This window comes from Nocardia sp. NPDC057663 (assembly GCF_042799895.1).
Taxonomy (GTDB): Bacteria; Actinomycetota; Actinomycetes; order Mycobacteriales; family Mycobacteriaceae; genus Nocardia.
In genome coordinates, this window is record NZ_JBHVHX010000015.1 from 24,310 (window position 1) to 39,357 (window position 15,048).

16 protein-coding genes are annotated in these 15,048 nt (G+C 68.6%); 9 read left to right on the forward strand and 7 right to left on the reverse strand.

All coding sequences use genetic code 11. The features are described 5' to 3' along the window. Positions 1–140: 140 nt before the first annotated feature. Positions 141–1,397, forward strand: coding sequence for an aspartate kinase (locus tag ACFVAV_RS25695; protein ID WP_379037825.1), 1,257 nt, complete (start codon positions 141–143; stop codon positions 1,395–1,397). Between the two features lie 68 nt (positions 1,398–1,465). After that, complete coding sequence (locus tag ACFVAV_RS25700; protein ID WP_379037826.1) at positions 1,466–2,314, forward strand: alpha/beta fold hydrolase; 849 nt, start codon at positions 1,466–1,468, stop codon at positions 2,312–2,314. A 6-nt stretch (positions 2,315–2,320) separates the two neighbouring features. Here the strand turns inward: ACFVAV_RS25700 and ACFVAV_RS25705 are convergent, their stop codons facing one another. Continuing rightward, a complete protein-coding gene (locus ACFVAV_RS25705; RefSeq protein ID WP_379037827.1) occupies positions 2,321–3,037 on the reverse strand; it encodes a GNAT family N-acetyltransferase in 717 nt (238 codons plus the stop codon). 187 nt (positions 3,038–3,224) lie between these two features. Beyond that, positions 3,225–4,049 (reverse strand): SAM-dependent methyltransferase, encoded by an 825-nt coding sequence (locus ACFVAV_RS25710; RefSeq protein ID WP_379037828.1) that lies wholly within the window; start codon positions 4,047–4,049, stop codon positions 3,225–3,227. Positions 4,050–4,623: 574 nt separating this feature from the next. On the opposite strand from ACFVAV_RS25710, the gene ACFVAV_RS25715 reads away from it, so the two are divergent. After that, complete coding sequence (locus tag ACFVAV_RS25715) at positions 4,624–4,908, forward strand: hypothetical protein (RefSeq protein WP_379037829.1); 285 nt, start codon at positions 4,624–4,626, stop codon at positions 4,906–4,908. An 11-nt stretch (positions 4,909–4,919) separates the two neighbouring features. Here ACFVAV_RS25715 and ACFVAV_RS25720 read toward each other — a convergent pair whose 3' ends face one another. Together ACFVAV_RS25720 and ACFVAV_RS25725 are read right to left on the reverse strand one after the other, a co-directional pair. Next, on the reverse strand, positions 4,920–5,402 hold the full coding sequence (locus ACFVAV_RS25720; RefSeq protein ID WP_379037830.1) for a cation:proton antiporter regulatory subunit: 483 nt from the start codon (positions 5,400–5,402) through the stop codon (positions 4,920–4,922). A 130-nt stretch (positions 5,403–5,532) separates the two neighbouring features. Next, positions 5,533–6,372, reverse strand: coding sequence for an SDR family oxidoreductase (locus ACFVAV_RS25725; RefSeq protein ID WP_379037831.1), 840 nt, complete (start codon positions 6,370–6,372; stop codon positions 5,533–5,535). A gap of 105 nt (positions 6,373–6,477) precedes the next feature. Between ACFVAV_RS25725 and ACFVAV_RS25730 the strand changes: the two genes are divergently transcribed. Then, a complete protein-coding gene (locus ACFVAV_RS25730) occupies positions 6,478–7,215 on the forward strand; it encodes a PaaX domain-containing protein, C- domain protein (protein ID WP_379037832.1) in 738 nt (245 codons plus the stop codon). 366 nt (positions 7,216–7,581) lie between these two features. Here ACFVAV_RS25730 and ACFVAV_RS25735 read toward each other — a convergent pair whose 3' ends face one another. Next, entirely contained in the window at positions 7,582–8,454 is an 873-nt protein-coding gene (locus ACFVAV_RS25735; RefSeq protein ID WP_379037833.1) for a TetR family transcriptional regulator, read from the reverse strand. 129 nt (positions 8,455–8,583) lie between these two features. Between ACFVAV_RS25735 and ACFVAV_RS25740 the strand changes: the two genes are divergently transcribed. The 3 genes from ACFVAV_RS25740 to ACFVAV_RS25750 are packed head-to-tail and all read left to right on the forward strand — an operon-like array spanning position 8,584 to position 11,545. Next, positions 8,584–9,792 (forward strand): acyl-CoA dehydrogenase family protein, encoded by a 1,209-nt coding sequence (locus tag ACFVAV_RS25740; protein WP_379037835.1) that lies wholly within the window; start codon positions 8,584–8,586, stop codon positions 9,790–9,792. Further along, entirely contained in the window at positions 9,789–10,811 is a 1,023-nt protein-coding gene (locus ACFVAV_RS25745; RefSeq protein WP_379037836.1) for a phosphotransferase family protein, read from the forward strand. The genes ACFVAV_RS25740 and ACFVAV_RS25745 overlap by 4 nt, the downstream gene beginning before the upstream one ends. Beyond that, complete coding sequence (locus ACFVAV_RS25750; RefSeq protein WP_379037837.1) at positions 10,808–11,545, forward strand: SDR family NAD(P)-dependent oxidoreductase; 738 nt, start codon at positions 10,808–10,810, stop codon at positions 11,543–11,545. Before ACFVAV_RS25745 ends, ACFVAV_RS25750 begins: the two co-directional genes overlap by 4 nt. Before the next feature lie 21 nt (positions 11,546–11,566). Here the strand turns inward: ACFVAV_RS25750 and ACFVAV_RS25755 are convergent, their stop codons facing one another. Beyond that, a complete protein-coding gene (locus tag ACFVAV_RS25755) occupies positions 11,567–12,547 on the reverse strand; it encodes a diiron oxygenase (RefSeq protein ID WP_379037838.1) in 981 nt (326 codons plus the stop codon). Positions 12,548–12,658: 111 nt separating this feature from the next. Next, positions 12,659–13,507 (reverse strand): SDR family NAD(P)-dependent oxidoreductase, encoded by an 849-nt coding sequence (locus ACFVAV_RS25760; protein ID WP_379037839.1) that lies wholly within the window; start codon positions 13,505–13,507, stop codon positions 12,659–12,661. A gap of 42 nt (positions 13,508–13,549) precedes the next feature. Here ACFVAV_RS25760 and ACFVAV_RS25765 point away from each other — a divergent pair, with 42 nt between their 5' ends. After that, complete coding sequence (locus tag ACFVAV_RS25765; protein ID WP_379037840.1) at positions 13,550–14,545, forward strand: alpha/beta fold hydrolase; 996 nt, start codon at positions 13,550–13,552, stop codon at positions 14,543–14,545. A 104-nt stretch (positions 14,546–14,649) separates the two neighbouring features. Beyond that, positions 14,650–15,006, forward strand: a complete 357-nt coding sequence (locus tag ACFVAV_RS25770; RefSeq protein WP_379037842.1) for a calmodulin — start codon at positions 14,650–14,652, stop codon at positions 15,004–15,006. Positions 15,007–15,048 lie beyond the last annotated feature (42 nt).

The window sequence follows — 15,048 nt, forward strand, 5'->3', positions numbered from 1 at the left end:
CCGTCCAGCCAGTATCGCGGCCGAATCGTCTCGGCGGCAGCCGTTTTCACCACGAATCAGGACAGTCGTGCCAGAAATGCCGGGATACTCGGAAGGGTCACCGCGGATCACGCGTGGGCGAGCAGGGGAGAGGACGAGGGATGGCCCTGGTTGTGCAGAAATTCGGCGGATCGTCGGTGGCGAGCGCAGAGCGGATCCGGCGGGTCGCCGAGCGGATCGTGGAGACGAAGAAGCAGGGTCACGATGTGGTGGTGGTCTGCTCCGCCATGGGCGACACCACCGACGAATTGCTGGACCTGGCAGGCCAGGTGGCGCCCGCGCCACCGCCACGTGAGATGGATATGCTGCTCACCTCCGGCGAACGGATCTCGAATGCCCTGGTGGCCATGGCGATTCACGCGCTCGGTGCCGATGCCCGATCGCTGACCGGCTCCCAGGCCGGCGTGATCACCACCGGCGCGCACGGCAACGCCAAGATCATCGAGGTCGACCCGGGCCGGGTCCGCCGTGCTCTCGACGACGGTGAGGTGGTGCTCGTCGCCGGCTTCCAGGGCGTCAGCCAGGACAGCCGTGATGTCACGACCCTGGGTCGCGGCGGTTCCGATACGACCGCTGTCGCGCTGGCCGCGGCGCTGAATGCCGATGTCTGCGAGATCTATACCGACGTCGACGGCGTCTTCACCGCCGATCCGCGCATCGTGCCCGACGCGCAGAAACTGGACCAGATCTCCTACGAGGAGATGCTGGAGATGGCGGCCTGCGGTTCGAAGGTGCTGATGCTGCGCTGTGTCGAATACGCGCGCCGCTACCACGTGCCGGTGCATGTGCGCTCGTCCTACACCGACGCCGTCGGCACCACCGTGTTCGGCTCGATGGCCGACATCCCCGCCGACCAGGCCGTGCTGACCGGCGTCGCGCACGACCGCACCGAGGCCAAGGTCACCGTCGTCGGCCTGCCCGACGAGCCGGGCTACGCGGCGCAGGTGTTCCGCGCGGTCGCCGACGCCGAGATTCCCATTGACATGGTCGTGCAGAACACCGGCACCGGCCGCACCGACATCACCTTCACCCTGCCCGCCGCCGACGGCGCCCGCGCGGTGGCACTGCTGCGCGAGCGCCGCGCCGACATCGGCTTCGCCGACGTCCGCTACGACGATCGCGTCGGCAAGGTCTCGCTGATCGGTGCCGGGATGAAGAATCATCCGGGCGTCACCGCGACGTTCTGCGAGGCGCTGGCCGCGGCGAACATCAACCTCGACCTGATCGCCACCTCGCAGATCCGGATCTCGGTGCTGGTCCGCGACACGGACCTGGACGAGGCGGTGCGCGTGCTGCATCGAGCCTTCGACCTCGGCGGCGCCGAAGTCGCGGTCGTACACGGCGGAACCGGTCGTTGACGGTCAACTGAGCACGAGGTAATTTACCCAGAAGTCAATTAGCCTGTCGATCGACCGGAGGGTTCCCTTTGAGCAACCGACTGACCTCCTTCACTCGTGCCGGACTCCGTTTCGACGTGGTGGACTCCGGTCCGATCGACGGCCCTGTCGTCCTTGCGCTACACGGTTTTCCGCAGACCGCGAGCTCGCTGTCCGAGCTCACCGCGCTACTCAATGCCCGCGGCTACCGCACCATCGCCCCGAATCAGCGCGGCTATTCGCCGGGTGCGCGGCCGCGGGGCCGAGTCGCCTACCGGGTCTCCGAACTGGTCGGCGACATGGTCGCGCTGATTCGCGAGATCGACCGTGGGCCGGTGCATCTGGTCGGTCACGACTGGGGCGCCATGGTCGCCTGGTCGCTGGCCGGCGCCCGGCCCGACCTGGTCCGCAGCCTGGTGACGGTGTCGGTGCCGCATCCCGGCGCGTACGTGCGCTCGCTGGTCAGCAGCGATCAGCTCGCCCGCTCGTACTACATGGGCCTGTTCCAGCTCCCGGTGCTGCCCGAGCGGCTCCTGCTCGCCCGGCCAGAACTGCTGGACCGGGCGCTGGCAGGCACCGGCATGGCACCGGACGCGATCGCCCGGGTGCACAGCGAGATCGTCGACACCGGTGCGCTCACCGGTGCGTTGAACTGGTACCGCGCGCTCCTGCTGGCCGGGCCGCGCGCCGTGTCGGCGCCGGTCCGGATACCGGTGACCCATGTCTGGAGCTCCGGGGACACGGCACTGACCCGCCGCGGCGCCGAACTGACCGAGCGTTACGTCACCGGCGACTACCGTTTGGTGGTGATCGACGGCGCCTCGCATTGGCTGCCCGAGGAGCGCCCGCAGGAACTCGCCGAGATCATCGTGGATCGGATCGAATCCGTCACGGGGTGACCCTGGTCAGCCGATCGGAGAAGCCAAGGGCCGCAATGCCTCGGCGGTGGCCGGGATCAGCGGCGCGCGCGGCATCGCGGCGCGGGCGGCAAGCTGCTCGGTGATCCGCAGGCGCACTCCCGACCATTCGTCGTGCAGGATCGAATAGAACGCGGTGTCGCGCACCGCGCCGTCGAGCCCACGCGAATGTGCCCGGCGCACACCGTCGCTCACCGCGCCGAGGCGCTCGATCGCCGCGCGGGACCGCAGGTTGCGGGCGTCGGCGCGCAAGCTCACCCGGCGCACACTCCAGCCGTCGAAGGCGTGGGTGAGCATGAGCAGCTTGGATTCGAGGTTCACCAGGCCGCCGCGGACCGCGGGCGTCAGCCAGGTGTTGCCGATCTCCACCGCGTCGGGGATCGCCCCGCCGGGCAGGGCGGTGACGGGTTCGGCCGACAGCGGCCAGCTCAGCGGACCCTGCCAGTAGTCGAGCCGGGTGAACCTGGTCGCCCCGACCACGCACTCCTCGTCGACGGTGACGATCGCGAAGGCCAGGACGGTGCCTGCCAGCTGCGCGGCCTCGGCCTGGAAAACGTAGGTGCGCGCCTCCTGCTCACCGTGCGGGACGATGGTGAACCCGGCCGGGCCGAGCGCCGCGGCAGCCGCGACCAGGCCGGGAACATGGTGGGGGGCAAGGGGTTCCAGCCGTACGATGCGGCCGTGGAGGATAACGGGTGCGGGCATGGTGACCAGCGTCCTTCGTCTGATGAGGGTCGCCGGAAACACGAGGCGTGGATCTCACGCGGCACGTGATTGCGGCGAGGCGACACGAACGATCCAGCAGCATCGAAAAAACTAGATCGAGACGATAGCCGAACGCGACGCGTTCACCCGCAGGAACAGACGAGATGTCGTGGCCCGAAATTTCGCCTTACCGCTTGTCGCCGATGGCCGCCACGATGAGCTCCTCCCACACCGACAGCTCGGGAACGGGCGAGACGAGCTGGGGGGTCCCGTCGCCGCCGGGCGCGTCCGGATGCCACCGCGCGGCCGCGATCACGCCCGGCTCCTGCAGCTGCAGGTCGCCGAACAGTGCGGTGATCTCCTCGTCGGTGCGCCAGCGGCCACGGCCGAAGGTGGACTGCAGCTTCGCCTCGGCCGCGACGGTCTCGGTGTTGTGCCCGGACCGGAAGTGGGTGATGAACACGCTGCTGCCGACCTGGATCTGGTCGGTCCAGTACTCGACGACGGCCCGCGGGTCCTCGTCGTCGTTGAGGTGATGCAGGATGGCGCTGAAGATCAACGCGACCGGCTGGTCGAAGTCGATGAGCCGGTTCACCTCCTCGTCGGCGCGGATGCCGGCGGAATCGCGCACGTCGGCCTGCACGACGGTGGTGTTGGAGTTGGTCGCCAGCAGGGCGCGGCCGTGCGCGAGCACGATCGGGTCGTTGTCGATGTAGACGACGCGGGTGTCGGGGTTGATCCGCTGCGCGACCTGGTGCACATTGTCGGCGGTGGGCAGGCCGCTGCCGAAGTCGAGGAACTGGGTCAGCCCGGCCTCGGCCATCTCGCGCACCGCGCGGGTGAGGGCCTGCCGGTTGGTGGTCGCGATCGCCACGGATCCGGGCAGATTCAGCTTGAAGTGATCGCCGATCGCGCGGTCGACCTCGTAGTTGTCCTTGCCGCCGAGTAGATAGTCGTAGACCCGGGCGATGCTCGGACTGGACTGGTCGATCGCCTTCGCGTTGTCGCTCATCGTTCGACGCCCCCTCACACAGTGCTGATGTTGTGCCGCCGCCCATCGTAGGAGAACTCCGGCGTGCCGGCATGGTTTCGCTGTCGGTGAGACCCGAAAACTGTTCCGGGCGTGTCGATTCCGCTGCGGGTGCGCCGCGTGGGCGGTTCGCTGCCGTGACGGTGTCGTGTCGGGGTTCCGGGCAGGTTGCGGTGTTTCTCCGTGCGTTTTCCCACGTCAGTGGCGTAACGGTTCGATAAATAACATCGCTGTGTGCCTGCTGGCCAAATGTCCAGTTACGCAGAGGTTCTGCCAGCTCCGAGGGGTTTTTGTCGGAAATGTAACGCGCGTTACCGCTCCGTGTCGAACCTGTGTTCGATGTGATGCAGATCACACTGCCTGTCAATCGGCTACCGGAGCTGGCACGCTCGTAATTGCTGAACGTTAACCGTTCGTGATCGTCGGCAAGGTCGTCGGGGGCCTTCCGTCACGAACGCCCCGCCTGTCCGTTACGGCGCGACCGGCCTCGCAATATCCCCTGTGGATTGCCTACCGGCCACGTCAGGACGGCCGCCCGGAAAGGGACCCCATGGTTATGAGCAGCATCTACTTCGAACCGAATGGCAATCTGTCAGTTACCGGCCGAGATCGCCGCGCGTCTCCGGCCGTCGAATCGTCCATCGCCCCGCTGGCTATGCCCGGGCTGATCATCGGCCTCGTCCTGGTCGTCCTCGGCCTCGCCGCGTTGCTGCGGCTGGCGGACTGGGCGGGTAATTACGGTCCCGTCCTGGTCATCCTGGCGTATGCCTTCTACATGGCGGCCGCGGTGCGCCTGGTGCAGTGGGGCGTAGTCACCGTCCGATCGTTGCACCGCCGATAGATTCCGCCTGCTCAGCCGTCGTGCAGAATCTGCGCGGTGGCCTTCAGGCTGTCGGCCGATCCCACCACGATGAGCACATCGCCTGCGGTGAACACGAATTCCGGCCCCGGTGAGGCGATGACGGCGCCCGCGCGCATCACCGCCACGATCGAGGCCTTGGTGCGCGTCCGCAGCCGCGTGTCGCCGAGCGTGCGGCTGTCGTAGGGGGAGTGCGCCGCGATCGGGAACTGGCGGGTGCTGACCCCGTCGAACTCGCGGTGCTCGGCCTCGAGCTGGGCGACCACCTGCGGTGCGCCGAGCAGTCCGGCCAGCGCCGACGCCTCCGCGGTCGACAGGGCGACCAGATCGCTGGCATCGGGATTGCCCGGCTTGCCGACGATCAGATCGATCGAGCCGTCACGGTGCTCGATGACGCCGATGCGCCTGCCGCCCTTGCGTACGGGGAAATCCTTGCGAACACCGACCCCGGGCAGGGGCGTCACCTCGATCTGCACCCTTTCACTGTAACCAGGCAAAACGGACGCGAGCTGGTCACAGTTCGACAGCAGGCCGGTGTCGGCATCGGCGTGATCATCGGCGCTGGATCAGATCACCGCGGCGGCGGGGAGCTGATCCAGCGCGCGGTCAGGCCTGCGGCGGGTCGACGAAGATGTCGTACTCGAGGGTGCCCGACCCGCCGTAGCTCGACAGATCGGTGATGCCCTCGGCCGCGAGGACATCGACATCGAGGAAGGTGTTGCCGGTCGTCGTGCGGGCGTCGCGGCCCAGGATGGCGACGGCCGCGTCGGCCACGATCTGCGGGGTGCGGGCCTTGGCGATGGCGTCGTCGCCGCCGAGCAGGTTCTGCACCGCGGCGGTCGCGATCAGCGTCTGTGGCCACAGGCAGTTGGCGGCGACGCCGTGTTCGGCGTATTCGGCGGCCCAGCCCAGCGTGAGCAGCGACATCCCATACTTGGCCACCATGTAGGCGGGGCTCTGGCCGAGCCAGTGCGGAGCGAGGTTCAGCGGCGGCGACAGGCTCAGGATGTGCGCGTTCTCGCTGCGGCGCAGGTGCGGCAGGCAGGCGCTGGAGAGCAGGTAGGTGCCACGCAGCTGGATCTGCTGCATCAGATCGAAGCGCTTGATCGGCAGTTCCTCGGTCGGGGCCAGCGCGATCGCCGAGGCGTTGTTGACGCAGTAGTCGATGCCGCCGAACCGCTCCACCGCCTGGGCGACCGCGTTCGCCACCGAGGCCTCGTCGCGGACGTCGCCCACTACGGCCAGCGCCTGACCGCCCGCCTCCTCGATCTCGGCGGCCGCGGTGTGGATGGTGCCGGGCAGGCGCGGATCGGGGACGTCGGTCTTGGCCAGCAGCACGATGTTGGCGCCCTGGCGCGCGGCGGCGACAGCGATGGCCAGGCCGATGCCGCGGCTGCCGCCGGACATGATCATCGTGCGCCCGGCGAGCGGGAAGGTGGCGGTCATGAGGTGGGCTCCTTGTCGTCGACGACGCCGGCGTGGCGACTGATGCTTGGTGACGTTACAGATATCAAACGACCGTGGCAATAGTGAAATATGTAGACTCGACCCGTGCAACCCCCTGTGACCGGCTCCGATACCGGTGTCCGCCCGGTGTCGGCCCGCTCGGCGCTGGTCCGCATCCTCATCGCCGCCGATTCGCCGACGATGACCTCGCGGGAGATCTGCGCGGCCACCACCGCCGTCGGCTACCCGGAAGCGACCGTCCGCGTCGCCGTCTCCCGGATGGTCGCCGCCGGTGATCTGCTGCGCGAGAACCGTGCCTACACCCTCACTTCAGCACTGCGCGCGCGGCGCAGCGAACTCGCCGCGCCGCCGACCCTCCCATGGACCGGCGACTGGGAACAGGTCGTCGTCACCGCCACCGGCCGTCCCGCCGCCGACCGCGCCGCCCTGCGCGCGACGCTGCTGTCACTGCGCCTGGCCGAACTCCGCGAGGGCGTCTGGATGCGCCCGGCCAATCTCGACCGCACCTGGCCCGCCGGCCTCGACGACACCACCTTCCGTCTGCACACCCGTCCCGTCGACGATCCCACGCTGCTCGCCGCCCGCCTCTGGTCGCTGCCCGACTGGTCCGCCCGTGGCCACGCACTGCTGGTGGCCATCGAAACTCCGGACCCCACAGCCAGATTCGCCGCCGTCTGCGCCGGCTTGGATCACCTCACCACCGATCCCGTCCTGCCCGGCGAACTGGAGCCCGCCGACTGGCCGGTCGCCCGGCTGCGCACTGTCACCTCCGACTATCTCGAATGGTTCGCCGCGCTGGGCGCGGAATCCGTTGCGCCCTAGCGAACGGCTCCGAGCCGGCACCAGCGGCTTACGTCAGGTGATCAGGGAACCCGCAGCGGCGGGTTGGGGGATTCGACGGCGCCGAGGAGAATGTTCTCCGCGGTAGCCCGTGTGTGGTTACCGGAGAGATCAGGTTGTCGCGTCTACCATGGACCCTGCCGTGCGACGTGGCGGCGCCGCATGGTGCATGGGGAAGGGCCCGCCCCGAGAGTTTCGGGGCGGGCCGCACCATCGACGGCGTCGGACCGGACGTGTCGCATCCGTTTCGGATGCAGCGCAACAAGTCTCGTGAGGCTGAGTATCTGACCACGCGATAACGGCAATCGGGCCACGGCCGTCGGGTGATGCGCTCGACGGCCGTCGGCGTTACGGACGGATGCCGAGCAACCCGAGGGCGAAGTCGGCGTACTCGGTAGCGATCTGTTCGGGGGTGGCCGGGCCGTCCAGCCGGAACCACTGCGGCAGAGCGGTACACATCGTCGCGATCGCGCGTCCCGCGGTCCGTGCGTGCCCGGTGCTGAGGTTCGCCTCGCTGAGCGCGGTGTCGATGTCCTCGTCGAGGAGATACTGGATCTCGTTGCGGGACGCGGTGATCCGGCCACGGTTGTCGGGATTCAGGCTGCGCATCTCGCTGGCGCCGATGAAGGCGAGTTCGCGGCGGTGGGTGTGGAACAGGGCGAGTGCTTCGACGACCCGGATCACCCGCTCGCGGCCGGTGTTCGCCTCGCCGCGGGCCGCGCCGACCCGCCAGCGCAACTCGTCCATGGTCAGGTCGAGCGCCCGTACGAGCAGGTCCTGTTTGTCGCGGTAATGGTGGTAGACGCCCGGCACGCTCATGCCGGCGCGCTGCGCGATCGACCGCATCGTGGCGCCGTGGTACCCGGTTTCGACGAAGGAGTCGATGGCGGCGGCGAGGACGGGATCGATGTCCTGCGGCGGGAACTCGCGCCAGGCGCGGGCAGTCTCGTGGACCGGATCGGTCACGGGGCCGCGCTGCCGAGGTGCCGGTGTCCTGGGCGGATGCTCGCCGATCAGCCACTGCGTCGTCGTGCCGAGTTCGGCTGCCAGCTGATGGAGCCGGGGGACCGAGACGCCCGTTTTGCCGGTCTCGATGGCGCTGAGGGTGGCCGGGCTGACCTCGATGCGGCGCGCGGTCTCCCGCAACGACAGGCCCGCCGCGGTCCTCGCCTGTCGCAGGCGTGCGCCGAGCGTGGTCGGTTCGCCCTCCGGTACGTTCATGGTGTTCAGAATAGCTGAACATATACCAGTTGTGGAAGCTGGCAATTGACAGCACTTATCGCGGTGTGCCAGTGTCGTGGGTGTTCAATGCCGATCGAACGTTCGGCCAGTCGATGGAGGAGTGGACCCGTGGCGATCGACCTGTCTCATCCGCCCGAGGTGCAGCGCCTGGCCGAGCGCACCCGCGCGTTCATTCGCGACCGGGTCATCCCGCTCGACGACGCGCACGACGGCGACATCACCGCCGCCGGCGGCGACGCACTGCGCGCCGACCTGCAGCGGGAAGCGCGCGAGGCCGGTGTGTTCGCGCCGCACGCGCCGGTCGAATACGGCGGGCACGGCCTGGGGATGTCGGACCGCGCCCCGATCTTCGAGGAAGCGGGCTACTCCCTGTTCGGCCCGACGGCGCTGAACATCGCCGCGCCGGACGAGGGCAATGTGCACATGCTCGCCCACATCGCCGACCCGGAGCAGAAGGAGCAGTTCCTCGCGCCGCTCGCCCACGGTGACGTGCGCTCGGCCTTCGCGATGACCGAACCGGCGCCCGGCGCGGGTTCCGACCCCTCGGCGCTGACCACCCGCGCGGTGCGCGCCGAGGGCGGCTGGCGGATCAACGGCCACAAGTGGTTCATCACCGGCGCCGACGGCGCAGGCTTCTTCATCATCATGGCCCGCACCTCCGGCGAGCCCGGCGAGCGCGGCGGCGCGACCATGTTCCTCGCCCCCGCCGACACTCCCGGCATCCGGGTGGGCAGGCATATCGACACCCTGGACCGGTCGATGCTCGGCGGCCACTGCGAGGTGTTCTTCGAGGACCTGCTGGTCCCGGATTCGGCGGTGCTCGGCGCGGTCGACCGCGGCTTCGAATACGCCCAGGTGCGACTGGGTCCCGCCCGCATGACGCATGTGATGCGCTGGCTCGGCGCCGCGCGCCGCGGCCACGACGTGGCGGTGTCCCGGGTGGCCGAGCGGCACGGATTCGGTTCGCGCCTCGGCGATCTCGGCATGATCCAGAAGATGATCGCCGACAACGAGATCGACATCGCCGCCACCCGCGCGCTGCTGACTCGTGCCTGCTGGGAGCTCGACCGCGGCGAGGCGGCGGCGAACGCCACCTCGATCGCGAAAACCTATGCCGCCGAGGCGATCTTCCGGATCATCGACCGCAGCATGCAGATGTGTGGCGGCCTCGGCGTGTCCGCCGACCTGCCGCTGGCCCGGCTGTCCCGCGAGGTCCGGCCGTTCCGGATCTACGACGGTCCGTCCGAGGTACACCGCTGGGCCATCGCCAAACGCGCGGTGAGCGCGGCCAAGCGCGCGCAGAAGGACGCCGAATGAGCCTGCCCGGCATGGATGTCGCCGCACTGGAACAGTTCCTGCGTGACAGCGGCGTGGTGGTCCGCGGTGAGCTGCGGGTGGAACTGATCAGCGGCGGCCGCTCGAATCTGACCTACACGGCAGCCGACGACGACTCGACCTGGGTGGTGCGCCGTCCGCCCGTCGCCGGGCTCACGCCGTCCGCGCACGATATGGCACGCGAATTCACCGTCACCGACGCACTCCAGGGCTCGGCGGTGCCGGTCGCGAAGACTGTCGCGTTCGACGCGCAGGGAACCGCCCTGGGCGCGCCGATGACCGTCGTCGAATACGTCGACGGGCTGGTGATCCGCGATCAGGACGACCTCGCGACCCTCACCGACGACCAGGTCGAGGCGAGCGCCGCCGAGCTGGTCCGGGTCCTGGCTCGCCTGCACGAGGTCGACCCGCACGCGGTGGGGCTCGGCACGTTCGGGCGGCCCACCGGGTTCGTCGAACGCCAGGTGAATCTGTGGGCGTCCCAATGGGATCGGGTGAAAACCCGCGAACTCGCCGATGTCGCGGTGCTGCACGCGGCGCTGGCCGAGGCGGTGCCGCGCGCATCGGCGGCCTCGATCGTGCACGGCGACTTCCGCATCGACAACACGATTCTGGACGCGGCCGATCCGGGCCGGGTGCGCGCCGTCGTCGACTGGGAGATGTCGACCCTCGGCGACCCGCTCACCGATGTCGCCCTGATGTGCGTGTACCGCTCGCCGGTCTTCGACCTGGTCCTGGGCTCGTCGGCCGCGTGGACCAGCGACCGGATGCCCACCGCCGACACCCTCGCCCAGTCCTACGCGACGGCGGCCGGTCGCGATCTCGGCGACTGGGGCTTCTACCTCGCGCTCGCCAACTTCAAACTCGGCGTGATCGGCGAGGGCATCACCCACCGGGCGCTGCGGGGCTCCGGCGCAGGCGCCGCGGCCGAACGCGCCGCCGAGGCCACGCCGGAGTTCATGGCGGCCGGCCTGCGCGCACTGAAGGGACACCGGAAATGACCAAGTCCGCACTGATCAGCGGCGCGTCCCGGGGTATCGGCCTCGGCATCGCGAATCGGCTTGCCCAGCAGGGCTATTCGCTCACCATCACCGCGCGCGATGCCGAACGCCTCGAGGTGGTCGCCGCCGGGTTGCGTGCGCACGGCGCCGCCGAGGTGGTCCCCGTCGCCGCCGACATGTCCGACGAGGAGGGCGTCGCGCGGGTACTGGCCGCGCACACCGACCGGTTCGCGACGATGTCGGCCTTGATCCTGAACGCGGGCGTCGGCACCGCGGGCACACTGGCCGAGTCGTCGATGCGGCGTTTCGACAAGACGATCGCGGTCAACGTGCGCGCCCCGATCCAGCTCATCCAGGGTGCCTTGCCGATGCTGCGCGCGGGGGCAGCCGCCGCTCCCGCGCACGGCGCGAAAGTCGTTGCGCTGTCCTCGATCACCGGCGTCTATGCCGAGGCCGGATTGGCCGTGTACGGCGCGGCCAAAGCGGCGCTCATCTCGCTGCTCGCCACCCTCAATGCCGAAGAATCCGGCAACGGCGTCACCGCCACCGCGATCGCACCCGCCTACGTCGACACCGAGATGAGCGCCTGGATCCACGATCAGGTTCCCCCCGAGCAGATGCTCGCGGTGAACGACATCGTCGAGATGGTCGACTCGCTGCTGCGCCTGTCCGCCCGCGCGGTGGTCCCCACGATCGTCATGTCCCGCGCGGGCACCGACGGCTACCGCGCCTGAGCCGTCGGCGGGGTCCGGCGATCAGGCGACGCGGCGATGCGGCTCGCTGCGGTAGCGCGCGTGCCCGCCGTCGATCTTCAGCAGCTTCCACAGCTGCTTGGTCACCGGGTTCATCAGCCCCAGCTCGTCGGCCAGCGCACGCATGTCGCCGAAGAATCCGCTGAGGATCTCGCGGGAGGCGGGGCTGCGCCAGAACGCGTCGGCGAACACCTCGTCGGGGATGTCGAACTTCTTCGCGAACGACTTCGACGGCTTGACGAGCTCGTCGGCGAGCCAGCGCATGGCGATGGGGAAGGCGACGGCGCAGACCGCGGTGCTCACCGGGTTCATCCGCGCGAGGTGGGCGCGCAGGAACTCGTTGGCGAAGGAGATGTGGCGCGCCTCCTCGGCGATGTGGATCTCCATGATCCGCAGCAGCGTCGGCTGGGTCGCGTTCCCCGACCTGATCAGGGCTTTCTGGTAGTGGTCGATCGGTTCCTCGCCGCCGAGGATGCCGATGAACAGGATGGCCCAGAAGTAGCCGCCCGCGACGCCGATGAACGGTGAGGCGACCTTGAACATCGGCCGCATGCCCGGCACGTCGTCGCCGATGCGGTTGACCAGCTCCTGGAACATCTGGATGTGGTTGCACTCCTCGGTCATCTCGTGGAGGCAGTACCGGAATTCGGGGGAGCCGTTGGGCAGCGCCATGGCGTACTGCATCATCCCGCGGATGAGGATGGACTCGAAGGCCAGCCCGACCTTGGCGGCATTGGCCTGCCGCCAGCGGCCGATCTCGATCCGGCGCTCGAGTGGCAGCTCTTGATACCAGCGGGTGGCGCCCAGTGGGTCGAGCTCGGCCGAGAGCACCCAGCGCGGATCATCGCGGTCGATCGCGAATTCGGGTGAGTCCCAGTCGATATCGAGGTAGGGATCGAATCGGCGGTGGACCGACCCTTCCGACAAGGTCAGCAGGGTGTCGGCGTAGTCCGGGTCGGTGGCTGCGGTCTTCGAGAACGTCATTGTTTCTCTCCATCGTCACAAGGATCGCCGTCGAGCCGGCGGGCCCTGATTTGAATGTAACGCACTGTCTCACCTATTTCCAGGGGTGTGCGCAGACCGCTCGGGCCCAGGTCAGTCGGCGCGGGGAATCCGGCCGTCGACGTCGGTGAAGCCGTAGGCTTCGGCCAGATCGGCGACCTTGCACGCGGTGCCCGCGCGTACCGTCCGATCCGGATCGGCGGCCAGGGCCACTACGGCGCGGCCTGAGAAGCGGGGCGTCTCGGCGGCGTTCAGATCGAAGGTGCCCTCGCCCGGCAGGGTGACCTGACGACGGCCCTGTTCGTCGGCCGGAACCAGCTGCAGCAGTTCGGTGTCCACGATGCCGGGCCAGATCGAGATCGCCGTCGCGCCGGTGCCGTCGAGGTCGTGGGCGAGATCGGCGGTGAGTCGGTCCAGAGCGGTCTTGCCGACGCCGTACACGGCGTTGTGCATATAGCGGCGTGCACCGGGAGACGACACGTTGACGATCAGGCCTGCCGACTCGATCAGCAGCGGAGCGGCGAAAACGCTGGCCACATAGTGTGATCGCACGCCGATGTCGAAGGTCTCGTCCCACGCCTTCGGCGGCACGTCCCAGAACTTGCGCCCGAGCCAGCGGGCGGCGGCGGGGGAGTTGTAGACGTTGTTCACCAGCACGTCGAGCCGCCCCTGCTCGTCACGGACCTGGGCGAAGAGTTTCTCGACCGCGGCGTCGTCGGCGTGATCGCAGACGACGGCGACCCCGTGTCCGCCCAGTGCGGTGATCTCCTCGGCCGTGGCGTGCACGGTGCCGGGCAGTTTGCCCGGCGTGGTGGTGCGGCCGGTCACGTACACGGTGGCCCCGGCCGCCCCCAATTCCTGGGCGATGCCTTTGCCGATGCCGCGGCTGGCCCCGGTCACCACCGCGACCTTGCCGGCGAGAATCTTGGGTGTTCCGCTCATGACCTCCAGACACTACCGTCAAAATAAGAACACGTTCTAGAAATGGAGACGGTAGTGGAGCTGACCCATCGATTCCTGGACACCGGCGGCATCCGGATGCACGTCACCGAGCAGGGACAGGGGTATCCGGTCGTCTTCTGCCACGGATTCCCGCACACCTCGTTCGTGTGGCACCGCCAGCTCGCGGCCGTCGCCGCCGCCGGATTCCGCGGCATCGCCCCCGACCTGCGCGGGTACGGCCGCACCGAGGCCCCCGCCGATGTCGCCGCCTATACGAACGAGGCGGTGATCGGTGACCTGCTGGCGCTGCTCGACGACATCGGCGCCGAGAAGGCCGTCTTCGTCGGCCTCGATTTCGGTGCCCAGCTCGTGTGGGAGCTCTCGCTGCGTGCGCCCGAACGCGTGGATGCCGTTGTGGTGCTCAACAATCCGTTCTCCCCGCGGCCGCCGAGAGCGCCGTCCGAGTTCTGGACCAAGGCGGCGCAGCGGCATTTCCTGCACCTCGCCTATTTCCAGGAGCCAGGTGTGGCCGACGCCGAACTGGCGGCCCGTCCCCGCGAATTTCTCGCCCGTGTCTACTTCTCGCTCTCCGGTGACTACCACTACCTCGACACCTGGAAGAACCCGCCGGGACTCGGTTACCTCGATGTCCTGCCGCAAGCCCCCGAGCTGCCGTGGTCGTGGCTCTCCGAGGCCGAATTCGACACGCTGGCAACCGAGTTCGAACGCACCGGCTTCACCGGCGGCCTGAACTGGTATCGCAATCTGGACCGCAACTGGGCACTCACCGAGGCCTTCTCGGGTGCGCAGGTGCCGGTGCCCACCTACTTCCTCTACGGCGAGAACGACCCCGACATGGAGGGTTTCAGCGGCCGTGACCCGCTCGCCGTGCTGCGCGCGAATGTCCCGGATCTCCGTGCGGTGGTGAAGGTTCCGGACGCGGGCCACCTCGTGCAGCTGGAGCGGACCGATGCTGTCGACGAGTTCCTGACCACCGCGCTGCGCGACCTCGGGGTAGGAGCCCGGGTGGCGCCGTAAGGTCCGAGCTCAGCGCACGCGGTCGTAGGTAATCACGCCCCACCAATATAAGATCGACCAGCAGGTCCCATTTCTTCCAACCCGATTGCATCGAGGAGGGCGTCATGGCACAACCCGCGTACTTCATGTTCACCCAGGACAGCAGCCCGGGCTCCGAATTCGTCATCCAGCTGACCGACGACAAGCTCATCCAGCAGGCCCGCCGCATCGTCTCCGGCGAGGAGAAACAGGAGGTCCATGCCCACGGCAGGCTCATCAAACGTAGGGTGCCGTACAACCCGAAATGGTCTTTCCACCTCGATCCGGCGACGATCAGATTCTTCGACATGGCCATCGAGGTGTGCGACGCCGATATGAACTACGTCGAAGAGCATCTCGACGAGGCAGGCGGAGCCTTCCTTCCGGGCGGCCATTGGTGCCCGTGGTCGTCCAGACTGGACCGCGAAGTCCAGGTCACATAGCGCGAAGGCGGCGAAATCACGACAGCCCCAGAGGATCCTCTG